Here is an 18,950-nt window from a genome sequence, read left to right as displayed (position 1 = left end):
TGGCCCGCCTCGATCCCAAAGTGGAACAAGTTAACGATGTCCTACGCGACAAGCCCTTGATCTCAGTTGCAACCGCTGGCTTCAATCCCGGACAACTACAGGGGGGAACTCATGGCCGAGCATTCGACTGAGCAGGCGGACGTCATTGTCGTCGGCGGAGGACTATCGGGACTGGTGGCGGCGACCGAGATTGCCGACGCCGGCAAACGCGTGATCGTGGTCGACCAGGAGGGCGAGCAGTCGCTCGGCGGCCAGGCGTTCTGGTCGTTTGGCGGATTGTTTCTGGTGAACTCCCCGGAGCAGCGCCGGCTCGGCATCAAGGATTCTTTTGACCTCGCGATGCAGGACTGGCTCGGCACCGCCGGCTTCGACCGAGACGAGGACTTCTGGCCGCGCCAATGGGCGGAGGCCTATGTGGCGTTCGCGGCCGGCGAGAAGCGCGGCTGGCTGCGCGCGATGGGGCATCGGATCTTTCCCGTGGTCGGCTGGGCCGAGCGCGGCGGCTATGACGCGATGGGCCACGGCAACTCGGTGCCGCGCTTTCATGTCACCTGGGGCACCGGACCCGGCATCGTCGAGCCGTTCGAGCGCCGCGCGCGCGAAGCCGCGAAGAGCGGTCGGCTGATCTTCCGGTTCCGCCATCGCGTCGACGCGCTCTCGATCACCAACGGTACGGTGGACGGCGTCAGCGGCGCCATTCTCGCGCCGGACAGCGTCGAGCGCGGCAAGAGCTCGTCGCGCAGTGTCGTCGGCGAGTTTGCGCTGAAGGCGCAAGCCGTGATCGTGGCGTCCGGCGGCATCGGCGGCAATCACGATCTGGTGCGCGCGAACTGGCCCAAGCGGCTCGGCGAGCCGCCAAAATTCATGATCTCCGGCGTGCCCGAGCATGTCGACGGCCGCATGATCGGCATCACCGAGGTATCAGGGGCGCGGCTGATCAACCGCGACCGCATGTGGCACTATGTCGAGGGCATCCAGAACTGGTCACCGATCTGGCCGCGCCACGGTATCCGCATCCTGCCAGGCCCCTCCTCGATGTGGTTCGACGCCACGGGCACGCGGCTGCCGGCGCCGCTATTCCCGGGGTCCGATACGCTCGGCCAGCTCAAATACATCATGTCCACCGGCTATGATTATTCCTGGTTCGTCCTGACGCAGGCCATCATCAAGAAGGAGTTCGCGCTGTCGGGCTCGGAGCAGAACCCCGATCTCACCGGCAAGAGCTGGCGCATGACCTTGCGCCGCGCCACCAACAAGGGCGCGCCGGCGCCGGTCGAGGCATTCAAAAGCCATGGTGTCGACTTCATCGTACGCGACAAGATCGAGGATCTCGTCGCCGCCATGAACAAGCTCGCCGGCAACGACCTGCTCAGGCTCGACGAGATCAGGATGCAGATCGAGGCGCGCGACCGCGAGATCGCCAATCCTTACGTCAAGGACGCGCAGGTGATGAACATCCACAATGCGCGACGTTACATCGGCGACAAGCTGATCCGCACGGCGTCGCCGCACCGTATCCTCGATCCCGCGCAGGGACCGCTGATCGCGGTCAAGCTCAACATCCTCACCCGCAAGACGCTGGGCGGTTTCGAGACCGATCTCGACTCACGCGTGTTCGGCGAGGAAGGGCAGATCATTCCCGGCCTCTACGCGGTGGGCGAGGCCGCCGGCTTCGGCGGCGGCGGCATGCACGGCTATCGCTCGCTGGAGGGCACCTTCCTCGGCGGCTGCCTGTTCTCGGGCCGCAATGCCGGTCGTGCGGCGGCGAAAGCGGTTGGCCGTTGAACGAACGCATGCGTGCCGGGCAACGCATGCGTGCCGGGGGTGGCACAGCGCGAGGTGCTGCGCTAGACAGGACCGCCATTCCCACCAGGAGATCCCCTAATGAGCATTCAGCGTCTTGAAACCGGCCCGCGCATGAGCCAGGTCGTCGTGCACGGCAACACCGTCTATCTCGCCGGCGTCGTCGCCAGCAATGCGGCCGGCGAAAGCGTGACCAAGCAGACCCAGGACATCCTGAAGACCATCGACGGCCATCTCGCCAAGGCCGGCACCGACAAGTCGAAACTGCTGTCGGCCACGATCTACATCACCGACATGAAGACGTTCCAGGAGATGAACGCCGTGTGGGATGGCTGGGTGTCGCCCGGCAACACCCCGGCCCGCGCCACCGTTGAAGCGAAGCTGGCCGCGCCGCAATACACCGTCGAGATCATGGTGACCGCGGCGAAGTAAGTTCGCGCGGAACCAACAGGCGACAGGAGCGCGATGAGACCGTCATCGCGCTCTTTTTTGTGGACGCATGATCTCCGAGGTAATCGATCCCAGCGCGCGAACCTTCGATAGTCAGGTCAGCCGAACCACACGGCGCCATCGAAGGAGAGTCTCATGACCGACCACGTCACGATCGCCTGCCGCTACATCGATCTCTGGAACGAGCGCGCGCAAAATCGCCGCCGCGAATTGCTCAGCGAGAACTGGACGGCGGATGCGAGCTATGTCGATCCGCTGATGAAGGGTGACGGCCGGGACGGCATCGATGCCCTGATCGCCGGCGTCCAGCAGCGCTTTCCCGACTTCAAGTTCAGGCTGATCGGCGAGCCCAACGGCTATGGCGACCATGTGCGCTTCAGCTGGGGCCTTGGACCTGATGGCGTCGATAGCCCGATCAAGGGCACGGATTTCGCCGTGCTGAAGGATGGCCGCATCAGGAGCATCACGGGATTTTTGGATCAGGTGCCTGCGGGCGTGTGAGCGACGAACGCATCCTCGAGCTCAGTCGTCGTCCCGGCCTGGTGCGCAATTGCGCAAGGGGGGCGACACTATTCGCCGGGTGCGCTCTCGGGCTATGGAACCGCCAACCGATACGCCCGGTTCGCATTCACCCCAAACGCCTTGTCGCGGACGCTCGCATCTAGCTTCGCCAGGCACGCCTCCAGCGCGGCCTTGATCTCGCCGTAGCTGCCCGCCAGCAGGCACACCGGCCAGTCGGAGCCGAAGATCAGGCGGTCCTCGCCAAAACTATTCGCGACGTGCTGGACAAACGGAAACAGCCGCTCCGCGTCCCAATCGGTCCACTTCGCTTCCGTCGCGAGCCCCGAGACCTTGCACCAGACGTTGCCGCAGGCCGCGAGCGACGCGATGCGGTCGGACCATTCCGCGCTGCCGCCAACGGCGATCGGCGGTTTTGCGGCGTGGTCGAGCACGAAGCGTGCGTGCGGAAAAGCTTTTGCAGTTGCGATCGCAGCGGGGAGCTCGCGGGTGCGGACGAGGAAGTCGTAGGCGAGATCGCGGGCGAACACCGCCGCGAGTCCGCGCTGGACGTCCGCGCGCAACAGCCAGTCGGGATCGGCCTCGTCGTGGACCTGGTGGCGGATACCGACCAGCTTTGCGCCGCCCGGCAGCGCGCGCAGCCGATCAAGCGTGTCGCCGAGCGCGGCATCGGTCAGATCGGCCCAGCCGACCACGCCCATGACGGAGGGCGTGTCATGCGCGACCCGCAAAAATTCCTCGGTCTCCTCAAGCGCGGAGCGGCACTGCACCAGGATGCTTGCGTCGATGCCGTTCGCCTTTAGCAGCGGAGCTAGATCGGCGGGCCCGAAGGCGCGGCGGATCGGCGTGAGCTCAGGCGCATCCATCCAGGGATAGTCGGCGCGCGCGGGATCCCAGAAATGCTGGTGCGCATCGATGAGCATGTCTCACGCTCCGCCCGGCAGCGGCGCCCGCGCGTCGACGAGGTTTTTCGCGCGCAGCTCCTGCCAGAAGGCCGGCGGCACCGTGCGCTCCGACATCGCGATGTTGTCGGCAACCTCCGCGGCGTTGCGCGCGCCCATCACCGCGACCGTCACGGCCGGATGGGCCATGCAGAACTGGAGCGCGGCGGCCTTCAGCTCGGTGCCGTGCTTGCGGCAGAGCTCGTCAAGCGCGAGTGCGCGCGCCACGAGTGCCGCGTCGGCGTCCTGATAATTGAACTTCGCGCCGGTGTGCGGATTGGCCAAAATGCCGCTGTTGTAGATGCCGCCGAGCAGGATGCCGATGCCCCTCTCGCGGCAGACCGGAAACAGCGCATCCAGCGCGCCCTGGTCGAGCAGCGTGTAACGGCCAGCGAGCAGGAAGCAGTCGACCGGCACGGCTTCGGCGAAACGTGTGAGCATCTCCGACTGATTCATGCCGGAGCCGATCGCCTTGACCGTGCCGTCGTCGCGCAGGCGCATCAGCGCGCGGAAAGCACCGTTGACGGCCGCGTCATAGTGATCGTCGGGATCATGCACGAGCAGCACGTCGACGCGATCGAGCCCGAGGCGATCGAGACTTTCCTCGACCGAACGCATCGCGCCGTCATAGCTGAAATCGAATTGCGGCCGCAGCGCAGGGGCGCCCTTGTAGTGATCGTCCTCGGTCGAACTGGGATCCGGGCGCAGCAGCCGGCCGACCTTGGTCGAGATCGCAAAGGAGTCCCGCTGCTGCTGGCGCAGGAAAGCGCCCAAACGGCGCTCGGCGAGGCCAAAGCCGTAGAGCGGCGCAGTGTCGTAGAAGCGGATGCCGGCCGACCAGCCGGCCGCGAGCGTCGCTTCTGCATCGGCATCGCTGACCGCCGAAAACAGGCCGCCGAGTGGCGCCGAGCCGAGGCCTATTGCCGTAACATCGAGACCGTTAGCCAACCGCGCTTTTTTCATCTTGTTCACCTTGCGGGCTCCCTTCCTTCTCCCCTTGTGGGAGAAGGTGCCTTGCCGAAGGCGAGGCGGATGAGGGGTTCTCTCCGCGCCTATCATACGAGCTGGACTCGCGGAGAAAACCCCTCACCCGGCTTCGCGTACCGCGAAGCCACCCTCTCCCACAAGGGGAGAGGGTGGTCGGCGCAGGAACGTCGGGCTGGTAACGTTCCTACTTCAACAATTGAGCGACGTTGTCCTTCGTCACCAGGTCGAGGCCGGTGTAGATCACTTCCGGAACCTTCTGGCCCTTCTTGATCGCCAACAGGGTGTCCATCGACTTCTCGCCCATCTCGAACGGACGCTGGCCGGTGAGCGCGTTGGAGTAGCCGTCGCGCAGCAATTCGAGCTGCATCTTCAGCGTATCGGCGACGACGAGCGTGAACTTGCCGGCGTCGATATCCTTCTTGTTCTTGTTGACGAAGGCTTTGTAGCCTTCGGGCGCGAACATCGGCCAGCCGCCGACCGGCACGATCGCACCGAGGTCGGGCGTTGCGGTACGCAAGTCCGACATCTGCTGGATCGCAAGCGCGGAATCGTCATTGCAGAAGGTCGGCGAACCCTGGACCTCGACCCATTTCGAGCCCTTGAGCGCTTCGCGGACACCATCGACACGTTCGGCGAGGTTTTTCGCACCGGGGCCGCCGGAAACCATGGCATATTTGCCGCCATCGGGCCGGAGCTTGAGCAACTGCTTGCCGAGCGCGAGGCCGAAGTCCTTGTTGTTGGTGCCGATATAGGCAAGCCGCTTGGAACCCGGCGCATCCGCGTCAAACGTAATGACGGGAATGCCGGCTGCAGCCGCTGCATCGATCGACTTGGTCATCGCTGCGACGTCGGCAACCGAGATTGCCAACCCATCCACCTTCTGGGTGATGAAGTCCTGGATGATCTGGGCCTGTGTCGCCGGCTCGTGCTCGATCGGCCCCTTGTAGATGCATTCGACATTGCCGAGTTCCTTGGCTCGCTTCAGGCAGCCATCACGCGCCACATCGAAGAACGGATTGTTCATCGCCTTGGGCACGACAGCGAACTTGTAGGTCTGGGCAAATGCCGGGGTCGCCATCATTGCGATGGTCACGCCGGCCAACAGAAGCTTCTTCATTTCTTCCCTCCACACTTTGTTGCCTATCCATTTGTGATGTGATGCCCCGGCAGGCGGATAGACGATCTTTCGTTGTCCTTCCGGAGTAACTGGTTAAGTCATGCGCGAGCGGATCCGGTCGACCAGCACGGCAAGGATGATGATCACGCCCACCAGCGTCTGCTGCCAGTAGGAGTTGACCTGCGCGAGCACGAGGCCGTTGCGGATCACTTCGAGCAGCACGCAGCCGACGATGGCACCGAGCGGACCGCCGATGCCGCCGGCCAGATTGGCGCCGCCGATCACGGCGGCCGCAATCACGTTGAGCTCGTAGGAGGTCGCCATGTTGGCGGGCGCCGAGCCGAGCCAGCCGGAGATGATGATGCCCTGGAGCCCCGCGGCGAGCGCGCAGATCACGTAGACCTCGATCTTCACCCGCACGACCGAGATGCCGGTCAGCTCCGCCGCCTTCTCGTTGCCGCCGAGCGCGAAGACGTGGCGGCCGAAACTGGTGTGATGCAGCACGACCGCCATCACGGCGGCGAGTATCACCAGATAGATGAAGGGAGCGGGCACGCCGAGCACGTCACCCGATGTCAGCGCATAGAAATAATCGGCGTCCGGCCCGCCGGGAAAGCTGCCGCGGCCGTTCGAGACGACATAGGCGAGCCCACGCACGATCGAGAGCATGCCAAGCGTGGTGACGAAGGGTGACAGCCCGAGCACCGCAATGCAGAAGCCGTTGACGAGCCCGACGATCAACGCGGCGCACAGCCCCGCGAGCACCGAGATCACAAGGATCAATCCGGGCACATTGGCGACGGCGGTCTTGCCGTCGGCGGCCAAATGGACGAACACCGATCCCGGCGCCGACAGCTCGATCATGACCATAGAGGTGATCATCGCAGAAAAACACATCATCGAGCCGACGGAGAGATCAATGCCGCCGGTGATGATGACGAAGGTGATTCCGAGCGTGGCAATGGCGATGAAGGAAAAGTTCTTCGCCACGTTCTGCATGTTGCCCTCGGTGAAGAAATAGGGGCTGGCAAAATGCATCACGACCATCAGCACCAGGAGCGCCAGCAGGACGTAGCCGGTCTGGGAGGCGAAGATGCCGCGCCGCCACCATTTGATCTTGCCGACGTTCGAGAACGTGACGGGGGATTCCAGGGGCATCGCCATCACGCCGCCTCCTTCGCGCCGGTGATAAGGGCTGTGACTTCCTCGGGGGAGGTGTCGTGGATCGGCTTGTCGGCCCGCTTCTCGCCGCGGCGCATGACAATGACGCGGTCGCACACCGCGAACACGTCGGGCATGCGGTGCGAGATCAGCATCACGGCGACGCCCTGCTCCTTCAAGCGGTGGATCAGGCTCAACACCTGCTCGACCTGGCGGACCGAGATAGCGGCCGTCGGCTCGTCCATCATGACCAGCCGCGCATTGGAGAGCCGCGTCCGCGCGATCGCAACCGCCTGGCGCTGGCCGCCGGACATCTGCTTGACGAGATCGTCGGGACGCGTCTCCGAGCGCAGCTCGCCGAACAATTCCAGCGCACGCGATGCCATGGCCTTGTGGTCGAGCAAAGCGATGGGGCCGAATTTGCGCTTCAGCTCGCGGCCGAGAAACACGTTGGCGGCAGCGGTCAGATTGTCGGCCAGCGCGAGGTCCTGATAGACGACCTCGATACCGACCGCGCGGGCATCGATGGGCCGGCTGAAATGGACTGCATCGCCACCGAAGCGGATTTCGCCATGGCTGGGGCGGAAATTGCCGGCGATGATCTTGACCAGCGTCGACTTGCCGGCGCCGTTGTCGCCCATCAGGCCGACCACTTCGCCCGGGTGGACATGCATATCGACATCATGCAGCGCGCGGATGGCGCCGAACTCCTTGCCGATGCCGGTCAATTCGAGCACCGGTGTTGCGTCAGCACTTGCCATCAGCGACCTCAGATGTAGCGGTTAACGAGAGATTCCAGATATTCCTGCCGTCCCGAGCGCGGCTGCGGGTCGAAGCCGGGATCCAGCGCGCGATCGGCGAGATCGGCGAGCGAGCGCTGGCCGGCTAGAATGGCCCGGCCCTCGCCGCCTGCCCATCCACCGTAGCGGTCGGCAAGCGGCGCCGTGAGGGCGCCGGCATCGAGCATGTCGGCGGCAGCGAGGAACGCCCGCGCGCAGGCGTCCATCGAGCCGACATGAGCATGGATGAGATCGTTGGGGTCGATCGACTGGCGGCGGATCTTGGCGTCGAAATTGAGCCCGCCCGAGGTGAAGCCGCCGCGGCTCAGCATCTCGTGGAACACCAGCGCCAGCTCGCCCACGTTCATCGCGAACTGATCGGTGTCCCAGCCGAGCAGATCGTCGCCGCGGTTGATATCGAGCGAGCCGAACACGCCGAGCGCCTCGGCCAGCGCGACCTCGTGATGGAAGGAGTGTCCGGCGAGGATGGCGTGGTTCTGCTCGATGTTGAGCTTGACGTCCTCGAGCAAATCGTAGCGTGCGAGGAAGCCGTAGCAGGTGGCGACGTCGAAATCATATTGATGCTTGGTCGGCTCCTTCGGCTTTGGCTCGATCAGGATCGGGCCCTTGAAGCCAATCTTGTGCTTGTGCTCGACCACGAGCGAGACGAAGCGGCCGAGCTGGTCGAGCTCGCGCTTGAGATCGGTGTTGAGCAGCGTCTCGTAGCCCTCGCGGCCGCCCCACAGCACATAGTTCTGGCCGCCGAGCCGGTGCGTCACCTCCAGCGCGGCGCGGACCTGGCCGGCGGCATAGGTGAAGATTTCGGGGTCCGGATTGGTCGCGGCGCCCGCCATGTAACGGCGATGCGTGAACAGGTTTGCCGTACCCCAGAGCAGGCGGACCTTGGCCGATGCCATCTTCGCCTCGAACAGATCGGCGATGGCGTTGAGGTTGGCGACGGATTCGCGAAGCGAAGCACCTTCGGGCGCCGCATCGACGTCGTGGAAGGTGAAGAAGGGCACATCCAGCAGGCGGAACAGCTCGAAGGCGACATCGGCCTTGGCGCGCGCCATCGCCATCGGATCGGAGCCGTGGTGCCAGGGCCGCAGAAACGTCTCGCCGCCGAAGGGATCGCCGCCCGGCCAGCACAGCGAATGCCAGTAGCACACCGCAAAGCGCAAGTGATCTTCCAGCCTGCGGCCGTGGACCATGCGGTCCTTGTCGTACCAGCGGAAGGCGGGCGCATTTCCCGCATCCTTGCCGGCAAAGGCTATGGGTGCGCTGGCATCGAAGAATTTAGCTGACGCGTTCACTTAAAGACTCTCCTTCAATGCGGGGTAAAGCTCGCGCCAACGGCGATAGGCCTCGTCGTAGACGGACACAGCGGAGGCGCGGGGCACGAAACTGGCAAGCCGACGTGGGCGGGTGCACACTTGCGCGGGATCTTCGCCGGTGGCCGCAAGCCGGCCGAGCCGCGCTGCGCCCAGCGCTGCGCCGACCTCGCCCTCCTCGACGCGGTGCACGGCAATGCCGAGCACGTCGGCGCAGATCTGCGCCCACAGCGGCGAGCGCGAGCCACCGCCGACCAGATCAAGCTCGGCGATGGCGCCGCCCGCCGCGCTCAGTGCCGCCAGATTGTCGCGCGCGGCGAAGGCGACGCCTTCGAGCACGGCCTGGACGATCTGACTGCGCCCGGTCGCAGCGCGCAAGCCGACGAAGGCGCCGCTCGCGGCGGCATTGTTGTGCGGGGTGCGTTCGCCGTCGAGATAGGGCAGGAATTTGACCGGGCTCGGCCCCTCGACGCGCTCGCCGAGCGGCGCCAGCAGGGCCGCGGTAGAAGTCTCCATCACGCCGGCAAGCCAGGCGAGCGAGGCGGCCGCCGACAGCATCACGCCCATCTGGTGCCAGAGACCCGGCAGCGCGTGGCAGAACGCATGCACCGCCGAGGCCGGCGCCGGCGCGAAGCGATCGGTGACGCGGAACACCACACCAGAGGTTCCCAGCGACAGAAACGCATCGCCGGGCGCGATTGCGCCGAGGCCGATCGCGCTCGCGGCGTTGTCACCGGCGCCGCCGGCGACCACGACGTCCTTCGCCATGCCCCAGCGCTGCGCGAATTCGGACGCGAGCATTGCGCTCGCATTGCTGCCCTCGACGAGCCGCGGCATGTGATGCAGGTCGAGCCCGGTGGCCTTGAGCAGCTCCGCCGACCAGCTGCGCCGGCCGACATCGAGCCACAGCGTGCCGGCCGCGTCCGACATGTCCTCGGCCATCTCGCCGGTGAGCCGATAGCGCACATAGGCCTTTGGCAGCAGCACTTTTGCAACGCGTTCGAAAATGTGAGGCTCGTGCCGCGCCACCCAGAGCAATTTTGGCGCCGTGAAGCCGGGCATCGCCAGATTGCCGGCGATGGCGTGCAGCGAGGGGCAGCGGCGCTCGAGCTCGATGCATTCGGCGTGCGAGCGACCATCGTTCCAGAGGATCGCAGGCCGCAGCGGGCGTCCGTCGGCACCGAGCAGCGTCGCGCCATGCATCTGGCCCGACAGCCCGATGCCGCGCACCTGCGTGACCTCGCGCGGATGATGTTGCGCGAGAACGTCGACCGCGCCGATCGCCGCATCGACCCAGGCGTCGGGATCCTGCTCGGACCACAGCGGCGCGGGATGCGACAGAACGAGCTCGCGCGCTGCCGTCGCGACGACCGCGCCGGTTTCGCTCACGAGCACCGCCTTCACACCGGACGTACCGATGTCCACTCCGAGATACAAACTCGTCCCTCCCTCTTTCGTTTGAGCGTGATCTGTTCGGGATCACGCTGCCGCGGTGCACGAATTGACGTCGCGCTTTCCGCCGTCACTCACTTCAAAACACAAGGCACCGCGCGCGCTTTGCGGCTACGGCAGATTGTCCCGCATCAAGATGTCGATGCGGATATTCTCCTGTTCGCTCAAGATCGGCTCGTTGCGTGCGAGCGACAGCAGCACGCGCACGGCGGAACGCGCCTCGTGCCCTGGATTCTGCGAGATCGCGACGTCCAGCGTACCCTGCAGCAGCAGTTTTCGCGTCATCGCCGTGAGATCGTGGGCGATGAACACGATCTGCTTGCCGCGGCCGGCCTCGGTCAGGGCCTTGGCCACGCCTTGCGTGCCGGCGCCGACATTGTAGAGGGCGATGATGTCCGGATGCTTGCCGAGCAGCCGCGATATCAGCTGCTCGGATCGGTCGTCCTCGTCGCGCCCCTCGAGCAGGGGCAGCAAGTCGAGGTGCGAAAATTCCGACGCCATCACCTGGTTGAAGCCAAAAATGCGCTCGGCATGGTCGCGCAGGCCCCGCGATCCCGCGATGATGGCGATCTTGCCGGACTTTTGCCCGACCAGCCGCCCGACCAGCGCGCCGGCGGTGCGGCCTGCGGCGATGTTGTCGATGCCGACATAATGGTGGCGGCGCGACGACGGCACGTCGGAGACCAGCGTCACCACCTTGGTGCCGGCATCGACGAGATCGTTGATCGCAGCGCGCACGCCGGGATGATCCAGCGCCACGACGGCAACGCCGTCGCAGTCGCCCGAGAGCGTCTCGAGCGTTGCAGCGAGCACGGACGGATCGAACACATCCGTATTTACCATCTCGACGCTGAGACGCCGGGCCGATAGCCAGCCGGACATCTCGCCGAGATAGGCCTCGATCTGCTGCATGAAGGGGTTCGCCCCCGACGGCATGACGAAGGCAAACCGGCGGACGCGGCCGCGGGCGAGCTCGGCGGCAGCCACGTGCGGCTGAAAGGCATTGCGCGCGATGGTCTCCTGGACGCGGCGGACCGTATCGGACCGCACACCGGGGCGGTTGTGCAGGACGCGATCGACCGTCGCCAGGCTGACACCCGCCTCGCGGGCGATGTCCTTCAGCGTCAGCGCAGCGGAGACGGTCTCTTCGGCCATGCCTGAAGGCTAGCAGAGGTGTTTTGAGGTGCGCAACTCATTTTGAGGGGCAAGACGATCTTTTCGAGCCCCGGTTGCGCCAGGGCGTCAGCGGCCGCTCAGATCGAGGGCCAGAAACAGGCTGTTGGGGTCCTCGACGTAGCCCTCGAACGGGCCGCAAGGCACGAAGCCGTGCGCCTGATAGAGCGCGTGCGCCGGCTTGAAATAGTCCCACGAGCCGGTCTCGAGGCTCAGGCGCTTGATGTCGCGCTTGCGCGCCTCGGCGATGATGTGGCGGAGCATCAGACCACCAAAGCCGCGCCGGCGCGTGGTCTGGAGCGTGTGCATCGACTTCACCTCGCCATGGTCGGCCGAGAGCGTCTTCAGCGCACCGGTCGCGACCAGCGTCTCGCCGTCCCAGCCGGTCCAGAACGCGACGTCGCTGGCGCGAAGCCCGGCGAGATCGAGCGCATGCGCGCTGCCCGGCGCGGTTTGCGCCCGCGCCGCCGCAACGTGGTGGTCGAGCAGCGCGACGACGCGCGAATCGAAGGTGTCGCCAATGCGGATCTGCATCGTCAGGGTCTCACATCTTCCCGTAGGAGGTGCCGCGCCGCGTGATGATGACGTAGCGCGCATCCTGCTTGGTTTCGTTCTCGAAGGTGACCGCGCGCATGACGTCGAAGTCGAGACAGTCGCCGTCGCGCAGGCGCACCGTCTTGGCGTCGATATGCACGCAGACCGCGCCCTCCAGCATCAGCAGTTGCTGGGTGAAAGCGTTGCGGCCCCAGGGGCTGTAGGACACGCGCGCGCCGGCCGGCAGGTCGACGACGATGATCTCGATGCCGCTCGCCGCATCGGCCGGCGAGGCATGGCGCCGCCGGTAGCCGCTGTCGGGATCGCGCCATTGCGGCTGGTCGGCAAGCCGCGTCAGCCGCTCCGGCGGCTTCTCCGAGAGCGCGACGACGTCGCTGAGCGAGACGTCGAGCGCCGCACAGAGCTTGCTCAGCAGCGCCGCGGTGGCACTGCTCTGCGCCCGCTCCACCCGCCCGATCATGGCCCGGCTGACACCGGAGCGGCTGGCGAGTTCGTTCAAGGTCATGCCGGCCTGCGTCCTCAAGGTCTTCAAGCGCCGACCGATCGCCCTGTCGAGTTTTTGCTGGTCCATGGCCTCATCCGAACATCGCCCGGCACATGGACCGCATCCGCCGGGCGGGAGGAGATTAGGCCGGAGGAGCGGCGCGTGCCGGGAGCAAGGGGCTAATATATTGGAATTTTTGCGCGCCGCGCGGCAAGGTTTGCGGCCTCGGTCAAAGCAAAGCCGGCATTCCATCGAACTTTCCGGACAATTGGCTCACTTCGGGCCTCCCGCCACGAACGTGCAGCAAGCGCGGACTCGACAGATTGCTCCACCGGAAATTCGTTAAACAAGAAAATCCGACGCCGCGCCGTGGACCTGTGGGATCAGGGATCCAGGTGCTAGGTGAAGCGTCATTGCATGATGGTCCGCATCGGTCAGTGTCAAAACATCGGTCTGATAGTTGAAGGCCACGTTCACCTTGGTATCGAAGCCATCCAGCACCAACGTCGCGCCTGGCGTATAGTTTGCGATGACACCCGATGTTTGTTTGGCATCGGGCCCGAATACAAATGAATCCCTACCAGTCAGAACGACATTGCTGCTGAGATTACCAGCGACCGCCAGCGTCCCGTCGCTGACGTAGACAGTTCCAGTCCCGCTCAAACCATCGACCTTGAGCACGCCACTATCCAGGACAGTGCCGTTGTTGACGAGGTTGCCTGAGACATCCACCTCACTGCCGGCGCGGACATCGACGAGGCCGTTACTTGTCAAACCGTTCCTGAAGTCGATCGCGCCGCCCTGATCGGCGGTGATCGTAGCAAATCCGTTGAGAACGGCGTCGTCGAAACTGAGCGAGGCGTGCGTGGCTTCGATCAGGCCGTTGTTGGTGACGGAATTGCCGGTGTTCACTTCAAGCGGTTGAGACCCGTTCGCATCGAGCGTGCCGGCGAAGCCGATATTCAAAGTGAGACCGTGGTCGCCATTCCCGATCGTGCCGGCGCCATCGATCGTGCCGCCCTCAAGGTCGAGCGTGTGATGCGCACTGCTGTTCAGGATCACAGAGCCCGGATCGAGCTTGATCTCGCCATTGCCGATGATGACGATGTCACTGGTCAAGACAGTTTGGGTGGCATTGAAGAACTCGATCTTGCCGCCGTTGTTCAACAGGCCGCCGACGTTCAGAACGCTTCCGGCACTGTCGTCAAACACGGCGCCAGCATTAAGCGTCACGTTGTTGAAGGTGTTGGTGCTGCCTGCAACGGATTCGATAAGCGCGCCGGATGCCGCGTCGAGCGAAATCCCGTCGAGATGCACATTGTCGAAGGTGATGGCACCGCCATCGGCGACGATCACACCGAGGGAACCGCCGAAGATGATATCGTTCGCGAGCGCGAGCGTCGCCTGGGTTTCGTTCAGCGAACCGAGATCACTGATCAGGCTGTTGCTAATGACACCGGTGCTGCCGGTCTCATGCAGGTTCCCGGTCACGCCGATACTGATCGTTGCCCCATCGATCGATGTGAAGCCCGTCGAGCCCGTGACAATCAGGACCCCGCCGGAAGCGGTGTCATTCACGTCAGTGACCGTGATCGCGACGTTCTTTGTGGTGATTTTCTCCCCGTCGCTGACAGCTGCGGTGACGTCATAGACATTGTCGTGGTTTGCGTCTTTCGGCGCTTCGAAGTCGGGCGCAGACTTGAACGTCACATCGCCTGTCACCGACACGTTGAACAGAGCCGCATCGGCGCCGGACAGCGAATAGGTTAGCGCTGGGCTGTCCACGTCGGTCGCCGCGATGTGGTAGGCGACATCAGTGCCATTCTCCGCGAAGCTTGCCGTGGTGCCCGAGCCGATCACGGGCGCATCATCGATTCCTGTCAGCGTCACGGTGACGGTCTGCGTCGCGGAACCGCCGTGACCGTCGTCGAGGGTCAAGGTGAAGGCGTCGGTATGGGTCTGTCCGGCCGCGAGCGGAGCGATGTTAGCGTGAAAGATATCATAGCTCCACGTCACCTTGCCATCGGCATTGTCGACTGTGGCCGTGAGTGTGCCGAGATCGCCGCTTTGCGATGCCACCGAGATCGTGTGAGTGTCGGTCTTGTCCGCGTCGGTAAAAAACGCCGCGCCCGATGTCGAAACATGGGCGGCGCCATTGTCCGTCAGCTTCGCTTCGGTGACGGATGGCTGACCAAGATCTTTTACAAAGATATCGGAAGTACCGTTAGAATCGCCCGGCACCAGATTGCTGGCTGAAGATTCAAATACCAACTTGGTGCCATCCGCCGAGAAGCCGGGAAGCTGGCTGTTGCCGTTTGCCCGCGTCCCGCTCGCGTTGGTCGAGACAACCGTGACGGCGCCGGTGGTCAGGTCCTTCAAATAGATATCGAAGCCATTAGCACCCGGCACGAGATTGTCGGCGAAGGAATAGAACGCAACCTTGGAGCCATCAGGCGAGAACACGGGTTTCTGGGCTTCGCCGTTGTCCTGCGGAGCTCCGTCGGCATTGGCCGATACCAACGTGACCACGCCTGTGGTCAGATCTTTGATGACAATGTTGCCGATTCCGATATTGGAACTCCCCGGCACAAGGTTATCGGCAAAGGTATAGAACGCCACCTTGGTGCCATCAGGCGAGAACACCGGGTCGTAGCTGCCGCCATTCCCATGAACGCCGCTGGCGCTGTCCGACACCAGTGTGGTGACCCCGGTGGCAAGATCCTTGATGTAGATATCGTTGATGGCGCCACCTCCTGTGGTGGACCCGAACGCGATTTTGGTGCCATCGGGCGAGAACGAGGGGGCGAAGGTAAAGCCATTCTGATCCCCGCCGCTGCCGTCTCCGCCGTTGTACGGACTGGCCCCCACGAGCGTTACCGCGCCAGTGGTCAAGTCCTTCACGAAGATGTCGCGCACATGGTCGATATCCCCCGGCACGAGATTGTCGGCATCGGAATAGAACGCAACCTTGGTGCCGTCAGGCGAGAATATCGGGTTGGTGCTCTGGAAGCCGTCTGCCTGCGCCCCGCTGGCATTGGTCGACACGCGCGTGATGGCGCCGGTCGTCAGGTCCTTCACGAAGATGTCGTAAGCACTATTGGTATCGCCCGGCACCAAATTGTCGGAAGCAGATGCGAACGCCAGCCTGGTACCATCGGGCGAAAAAACCGGCTGGTAGCTCCAGCTATCCCCCTGCACCCCGCTGGCGCTAGTCGACGCGAGCGTGATTGCGCCAGTCGTCAGGTCCTTCACGAAGACGTCGGGTTGACCGTTGGTATCGCCGGGCACCAGATTGTCGGCATAGGATTCGAACGCCACTTTCGTGCCGTCAGGCGAGAACACGGGCTGGTGACTTTGGCCATCGGCCTGCGCCCCGATTGCGCCGGTCGACACGCGTGTGACGGAACCGTCGCTGCCACCATCGGCGGTGAAAACAGGTGCTGAGTTTGTCATCAATGCCTCCGTTTGCCCGACAACAGGCCGGACCCGAATGTTTGTTCGATGATCAGAAGCAAAAACGCGGGCGCCAATAAGTCCCTGCTGATCAAACTGCTGATCAAAGCAAGCTTATTGCCCCTGAATGACGAACGCTTGATGTGGCTCGATGCATCATCGCGACAAGGCTGCGACTAGTGATGCATGACTTGCGTGCCGCCTAGTTCCTCTGGGGCCTTGGCCGCAAGGTTCGGCTCAACCTCTGCAGTACCTTCCGCATAGCAATCGTCGCCGAGGATCCAGCGAAGTGCACCAAGTTCCGGCAAAGCTTGGAGCGGGCGAAGGGAATCGAACCCTCGTATGCAGCTTGGGAAGCTGCCGTTCTACCATTGAACTACGCCCGCGGATGCGCGTGTCCCGCGTCCGTCCTGATTAGCCGAGACGGTGTCCGGCGCCAAGCGCTTTGGCGCGTCAGGCCGGACGGTTGTTAACGTCCCGGTAAGATTCCAGGTGCGCCGGATTGTGGCGGTGTTATGATCGCTGCCGGGTTGAGGAACGTACAGCGTGTGGGGCGTGCGCATGGTGGGGCGTGCTTACGCGATATTCGACACGGCCATAGGCCGTTGCGGCATCGTCTGGAGCAATTCCGGCGTAGTGGCCGTGCAATTGCCGGAGGTGCGGGAGATCGACACCCGCCGCCGGATTTTTCAGGTCCATCCCGAGGCGCGCGAGCAGGCGGTCCCGCTCAACACCGAGCTTGCGATCGAGGGCATCCTGACCTTGCTGCAGGGCAGCGATCCCGACTTTTCCGACGTCAGCCTGGACGCCGGCGGCGTGCCCGCCTTCGACCGGCGGGTCTACGAATATGCCTGCACCATCCCGCGCGGGGAGACACGCACCTATCACGAGATCGCCAAGGCACTGGGCGCTTCGGGCGCCGCGCATTCGGTGGCGCAGGCGATCTCCCGGAATCCCTACATGATCATCGTGCCTTGCCACCGGGTGATCGAGGCCGGCGGCTATGCCGACCGGATCTCGCCTTACGGCGGGGTGATCTCCAAGCGGCGGCTGCTGGCGCTTGAGGGCGCTCATCCGATCGCCAGCAAGACGCTGTTCGAGGTGCTGCTGCCCGTTGCCCCGCCGCGCTCACCCACCTAGATAGGTGCGATGGATGCGACCACGCTGCTGACGTCACAAGCGATGACGGTCTCCGAGTTTCGCTGCGACGCGGGACCGGGCGACAAGCCGTTTGCCGAGTGCCGCACCGGTCATTCCATCGCCTATGTCCGCTCCGGGAGCTTCGGCTGCCATTGCCGCGCCGGCTTCTTCGAGCTGGTGGCGGGATCGCTGCTGGTCGGCGCGCCCGGCGACGAATACACCTGCACACATGAGCACGTCTGCGGCGACGTCTGCCTGTCGTTCTTCTTCAGCGAGGAGCTGGTCGAGGCGCTCGGCGGCCGATGCGAGACGTGGCAGGTCGGCGCGACGCCACCGCTGCCCGAGCTGATGGTGCTGGGCGAGCTCGCCCAGACGGCGGCAGATGGCAACAGCGACCTCGGCCTCGACGAGGTCGGCCAGATCCTCGCCGGCCGCTTTGTCGATATGGTCTCGGGCAAGCCGCGCAAGCCGGCTACGCCGACGGCACGCGACCGCCGCCGCGCGGTCGAGGCGGCGTTGTGGATCGACGACAACTCGCATGCCGAGATCGACCTCGAACAGGCCGCGCGTCTGGCGGATTTGAGCCCGTTCCATTTCCTGCGGCTGTTTTCCAACGTGCTCGGCGTCACCCCGCATCAATATCTGGTGCGCTCGCGCCTGCGTCACGCCGCCCGCCTGCTCGCTGACAACGACATCGCGGTCACCGACATCGCCTATGACGTCGGCTTCGGCGACCTCTCCAACTTCGTCCGCACGTTTCATCGCGCCGCGGGCGTGTCGCCGACCAAGTTCCGGCAGGCTGCGAAGGGCGAGCGCAAGATTCTCCAAGAGCGGCTTGCCCTCAACTGACTACGGTCGTCTCCGGCGCGCGCCACCACGCGGCGCGCTTTGCAATGGAGATGACCATGTACGACCATATCGGACTGCGGGTTGCCGACCTCGACGCCGCCACGCGCTTCTACACCGCGGTGCTGACGCCGCTCGGTTATGTCCTGTGCTCGAGTGGCGACGGCTATGCCGGCTTCGGGCCGAAGGGCGAGCCCGCGCTGTGGCTGCATCCGAACAAGAGCCGCAAGGCCGACGGCGCGCATATAGCGTTTCGCGCCGGGGATCACGACGCGGTGAAGGCATTTCACAGCGAAGGCCTGAAGAGCGGCGGCCGCGACAATGGCGGCGCCGGGCCGCGCAAGGATTACAGCCCGACTTATTACGCGGCGTTTTTGATCGACCCTGATGGCAACAATGTCGAGGCGGTTTGTACGTGAGTGCACGCCGCGGATTCCGTCATTGCGAGGAGCTCTTGCGACGAAGCAATCCAGACTGCTTCCGCGGAGACATCCTGGATTGCTCACATGGGGAATTGGTGTGTCAAGGCGGTTGTTCAGCTCTTAGTTCGATTGCACGCCAGCTCTTCGTCCCGACCATGGAGCAGTGAGGATGGCGCGCGGAGATCAGGTCAAGGTCGGCCCGCAGGGCCGCCGCGAAGCGGCTTGACCTTGAGGTGATCTCCGCACGCCATCAGGCTATGGTGGTCGGGCGTGACCGGTTCAGAGCACTCCTTTTCGTCGGCGATCCAAGGTTCGAGCCGGTTCTGCAATCTGGTTT

General features: G+C 64.4%; 17 protein-coding genes and 1 tRNA gene. 6 read left to right on the top strand and 12 right to left on the bottom strand.

Annotated elements, in window-relative coordinates; all coding sequences use genetic code 11:
* Window positions 1-111 precede the first annotated feature (111 nt).
* The 3 genes from ABIC09_RS21385 to ABIC09_RS21375 all read left to right on the top strand — a co-directional run bounded on the left by ABIC09_RS21385 (window position 112) and on the right by ABIC09_RS21375 (window position 2,754).
* Window positions 112-1,785, top strand: a complete 1,674-nt coding sequence (locus tag ABIC09_RS21385; protein WP_354110466.1) for an FAD-binding dehydrogenase — start codon at window positions 112-114, stop codon at window positions 1,783-1,785.
* Between the two features lie 99 nt (window positions 1,786-1,884).
* Window positions 1,885-2,235 (top strand): RidA family protein, encoded by a 351-nt coding sequence (locus ABIC09_RS21380; RefSeq protein WP_148754464.1) that lies wholly within the window; start codon window positions 1,885-1,887, stop codon window positions 2,233-2,235.
* A 153-nt stretch (window positions 2,236-2,388) separates the two neighbouring features.
* On the top strand, window positions 2,389-2,754 hold the full coding sequence (locus tag ABIC09_RS21375; RefSeq protein WP_354110465.1) for a nuclear transport factor 2 family protein: 366 nt from the start codon (window positions 2,389-2,391) through the stop codon (window positions 2,752-2,754).
* Between the two features lie 92 nt (window positions 2,755-2,846).
* On the opposite strand, the gene ABIC09_RS21370 is transcribed toward ABIC09_RS21375, so the two are convergent.
* From ABIC09_RS21370 to ABIC09_RS21315, 12 genes are all read right to left on the bottom strand, one after another.
* The gene (locus ABIC09_RS21370; RefSeq protein ID WP_354110464.1) at window positions 2,847-3,695 is read right to left on the bottom strand and encodes an amidohydrolase family protein; all 849 of its coding nucleotides are present in this window, start codon (window positions 3,693-3,695) and stop codon (window positions 2,847-2,849) included.
* Window positions 3,696-3,698: 3 nt separating this feature from the next.
* Window positions 3,699-4,676 (bottom strand): aldo/keto reductase, encoded by a 978-nt coding sequence (locus ABIC09_RS21365; protein WP_354110574.1) that lies wholly within the window; start codon window positions 4,674-4,676, stop codon window positions 3,699-3,701.
* Between the two features lie 208 nt (window positions 4,677-4,884).
* Window positions 4,885-5,817, bottom strand: a complete 933-nt coding sequence (locus ABIC09_RS21360) for a sugar-binding protein (RefSeq protein WP_148754471.1) — start codon at window positions 5,815-5,817, stop codon at window positions 4,885-4,887.
* 93 nt (window positions 5,818-5,910) lie between these two features.
* Window positions 5,911-6,981: an ABC transporter permease gene (locus ABIC09_RS21355; RefSeq protein WP_187435226.1), complete on the bottom strand. Its 1,071-nt coding sequence runs from the start codon at window positions 6,979-6,981 to the stop codon at window positions 5,911-5,913.
* Window positions 6,981-7,739 (bottom strand): ATP-binding cassette domain-containing protein, encoded by a 759-nt coding sequence (locus ABIC09_RS21350; protein ID WP_148754475.1) that lies wholly within the window; start codon window positions 7,737-7,739, stop codon window positions 6,981-6,983. Before ABIC09_RS21350 ends, ABIC09_RS21355 begins: the two co-directional genes overlap by 1 nt.
* Before the next feature lie 8 nt (window positions 7,740-7,747).
* A complete protein-coding gene (gene xylA, locus ABIC09_RS21345) occupies window positions 7,748-9,070 on the bottom strand; it encodes a xylose isomerase (protein ID WP_354110463.1) in 1,323 nt (440 codons plus the stop codon).
* Entirely contained in the window at window positions 9,071-10,525 is a 1,455-nt protein-coding gene (gene xylB, locus ABIC09_RS21340; RefSeq protein ID WP_354110462.1) for a xylulokinase, read from the bottom strand.
* Between the two features lie 126 nt (window positions 10,526-10,651).
* Window positions 10,652-11,695 carry a LacI family DNA-binding transcriptional regulator gene (locus ABIC09_RS21335; RefSeq protein ID WP_354110461.1) on the bottom strand — a complete coding sequence of 348 codons (1,044 nt, stop codon included), beginning with the start codon at window positions 11,693-11,695 and terminating at the stop codon, window positions 10,652-10,654.
* 87 nt (window positions 11,696-11,782) lie between these two features.
* The gene (locus ABIC09_RS21330; protein WP_354110460.1) at window positions 11,783-12,247 is read right to left on the bottom strand and encodes a GNAT family N-acetyltransferase; all 465 of its coding nucleotides are present in this window, start codon (window positions 12,245-12,247) and stop codon (window positions 11,783-11,785) included.
* Window positions 12,248-12,257: 10 nt separating this feature from the next.
* Entirely contained in the window at window positions 12,258-12,839 is a 582-nt protein-coding gene (locus ABIC09_RS21325; RefSeq protein ID WP_354031539.1) for a helix-turn-helix domain-containing protein, read from the bottom strand.
* 255 nt (window positions 12,840-13,094) lie between these two features.
* Window positions 13,095-16,205 carry a VCBS domain-containing protein gene (locus ABIC09_RS21320; RefSeq protein ID WP_354110459.1) on the bottom strand — a complete coding sequence of 1,037 codons (3,111 nt, stop codon included), beginning with the start codon at window positions 16,203-16,205 and terminating at the stop codon, window positions 13,095-13,097.
* A gap of 312 nt (window positions 16,206-16,517) precedes the next feature.
* Window positions 16,518-16,591, bottom strand: a tRNA-Gly gene (locus tag ABIC09_RS21315).
* A gap of 175 nt (window positions 16,592-16,766) precedes the next feature.
* On the opposite strand from ABIC09_RS21315, the gene ABIC09_RS21310 reads away from it, so the two are divergent.
* Genes ABIC09_RS21310 through ABIC09_RS21300 form a run of 3 tightly spaced genes read left to right on the top strand, consistent with a single transcriptional unit; the run spans window position 16,767 to window position 18,610 of the window.
* Window positions 16,767-17,345 (top strand): methylated-DNA--[protein]-cysteine S-methyltransferase, encoded by a 579-nt coding sequence (locus tag ABIC09_RS21310; protein WP_354110458.1) that lies wholly within the window; start codon window positions 16,767-16,769, stop codon window positions 17,343-17,345.
* Window positions 17,346-17,354: 9 nt separating this feature from the next.
* The gene (locus ABIC09_RS21305) at window positions 17,355-18,194 is read left to right on the top strand and encodes a helix-turn-helix transcriptional regulator (protein ID WP_354110457.1); all 840 of its coding nucleotides are present in this window, start codon (window positions 17,355-17,357) and stop codon (window positions 18,192-18,194) included.
* 56 nt (window positions 18,195-18,250) lie between these two features.
* On the top strand, window positions 18,251-18,610 hold the full coding sequence (locus tag ABIC09_RS21300; RefSeq protein ID WP_354110456.1) for a VOC family protein: 360 nt from the start codon (window positions 18,251-18,253) through the stop codon (window positions 18,608-18,610).
* Window positions 18,611-18,950: the final 340 nt, after the last annotated feature.

The sequence above is a fragment of the Bradyrhizobium sp. S3.12.5 genome, assembly GCF_040548225.1.
Lineage (GTDB): Bacteria > Pseudomonadota > Alphaproteobacteria > Rhizobiales > Xanthobacteraceae > Bradyrhizobium > Bradyrhizobium cytisi.
The sequence above is the reverse complement of the archived record's forward strand: the minus strand, read 5'-3'. Positions and strand labels throughout refer to the sequence as shown.

Excerpts from the sequence above, each read along its gene's own strand:
- ABIC09_RS21330 (WP_354110460.1), bottom strand. The coding sequence starts at position 12,247 with ATGCAGATCCGCATTGGCGACACCTTCGATTCGCGCGTCGTCGCGCTG.
- ABIC09_RS21365 (WP_354110574.1), bottom strand. The coding sequence starts at position 4,676 with ATGAAAAAAGCGCGGTTGGCTAACGGTCTCGATGTTACGGCAATAGGC.
- ABIC09_RS21335 (WP_354110461.1), bottom strand. The coding sequence starts at position 11,695 with ATGGCCGAAGAGACCGTCTCCGCTGCGCTGACGCTGAAGGACATCGCC.
- ABIC09_RS21385 (WP_354110466.1), top strand. The coding sequence starts at position 112 with ATGGCCGAGCATTCGACTGAGCAGGCGGACGTCATTGTCGTCGGCGGA.
- ABIC09_RS21320 (WP_354110459.1), bottom strand. The coding sequence starts at position 16,205 with ATGACAAACTCAGCACCTGTTTTCACCGCCGATGGTGGCAGCGACGGT.
- ABIC09_RS21310 (WP_354110458.1), top strand. The coding sequence starts at position 16,767 with ATGGTGGGGCGTGCTTACGCGATATTCGACACGGCCATAGGCCGTTGC.
- ABIC09_RS21375 (WP_354110465.1), top strand. The coding sequence starts at position 2,389 with ATGACCGACCACGTCACGATCGCCTGCCGCTACATCGATCTCTGGAAC.
- ABIC09_RS21350 (WP_148754475.1), bottom strand. The coding sequence starts at position 7,739 with ATGGCAAGTGCTGACGCAACACCGGTGCTCGAATTGACCGGCATCGGC.
- ABIC09_RS21305 (WP_354110457.1), top strand. The coding sequence starts at position 17,355 with ATGGATGCGACCACGCTGCTGACGTCACAAGCGATGACGGTCTCCGAG.
- ABIC09_RS21360 (WP_148754471.1), bottom strand. The coding sequence starts at position 5,817 with ATGAAGAAGCTTCTGTTGGCCGGCGTGACCATCGCAATGATGGCGACC.
- ABIC09_RS21380 (WP_148754464.1), top strand. The coding sequence starts at position 1,885 with ATGAGCATTCAGCGTCTTGAAACCGGCCCGCGCATGAGCCAGGTCGTC.
- ABIC09_RS21325 (WP_354031539.1), bottom strand. The coding sequence starts at position 12,839 with ATGGACCAGCAAAAACTCGACAGGGCGATCGGTCGGCGCTTGAAGACC.
- ABIC09_RS21300 (WP_354110456.1), top strand. The coding sequence starts at position 18,251 with ATGTACGACCATATCGGACTGCGGGTTGCCGACCTCGACGCCGCCACG.
- ABIC09_RS21355 (WP_187435226.1), bottom strand. The coding sequence starts at position 6,981 with ATGGCGATGCCCCTGGAATCCCCCGTCACGTTCTCGAACGTCGGCAAG.
- ABIC09_RS21370 (WP_354110464.1), bottom strand. The coding sequence starts at position 3,695 with ATGCTCATCGATGCGCACCAGCATTTCTGGGATCCCGCGCGCGCCGAC.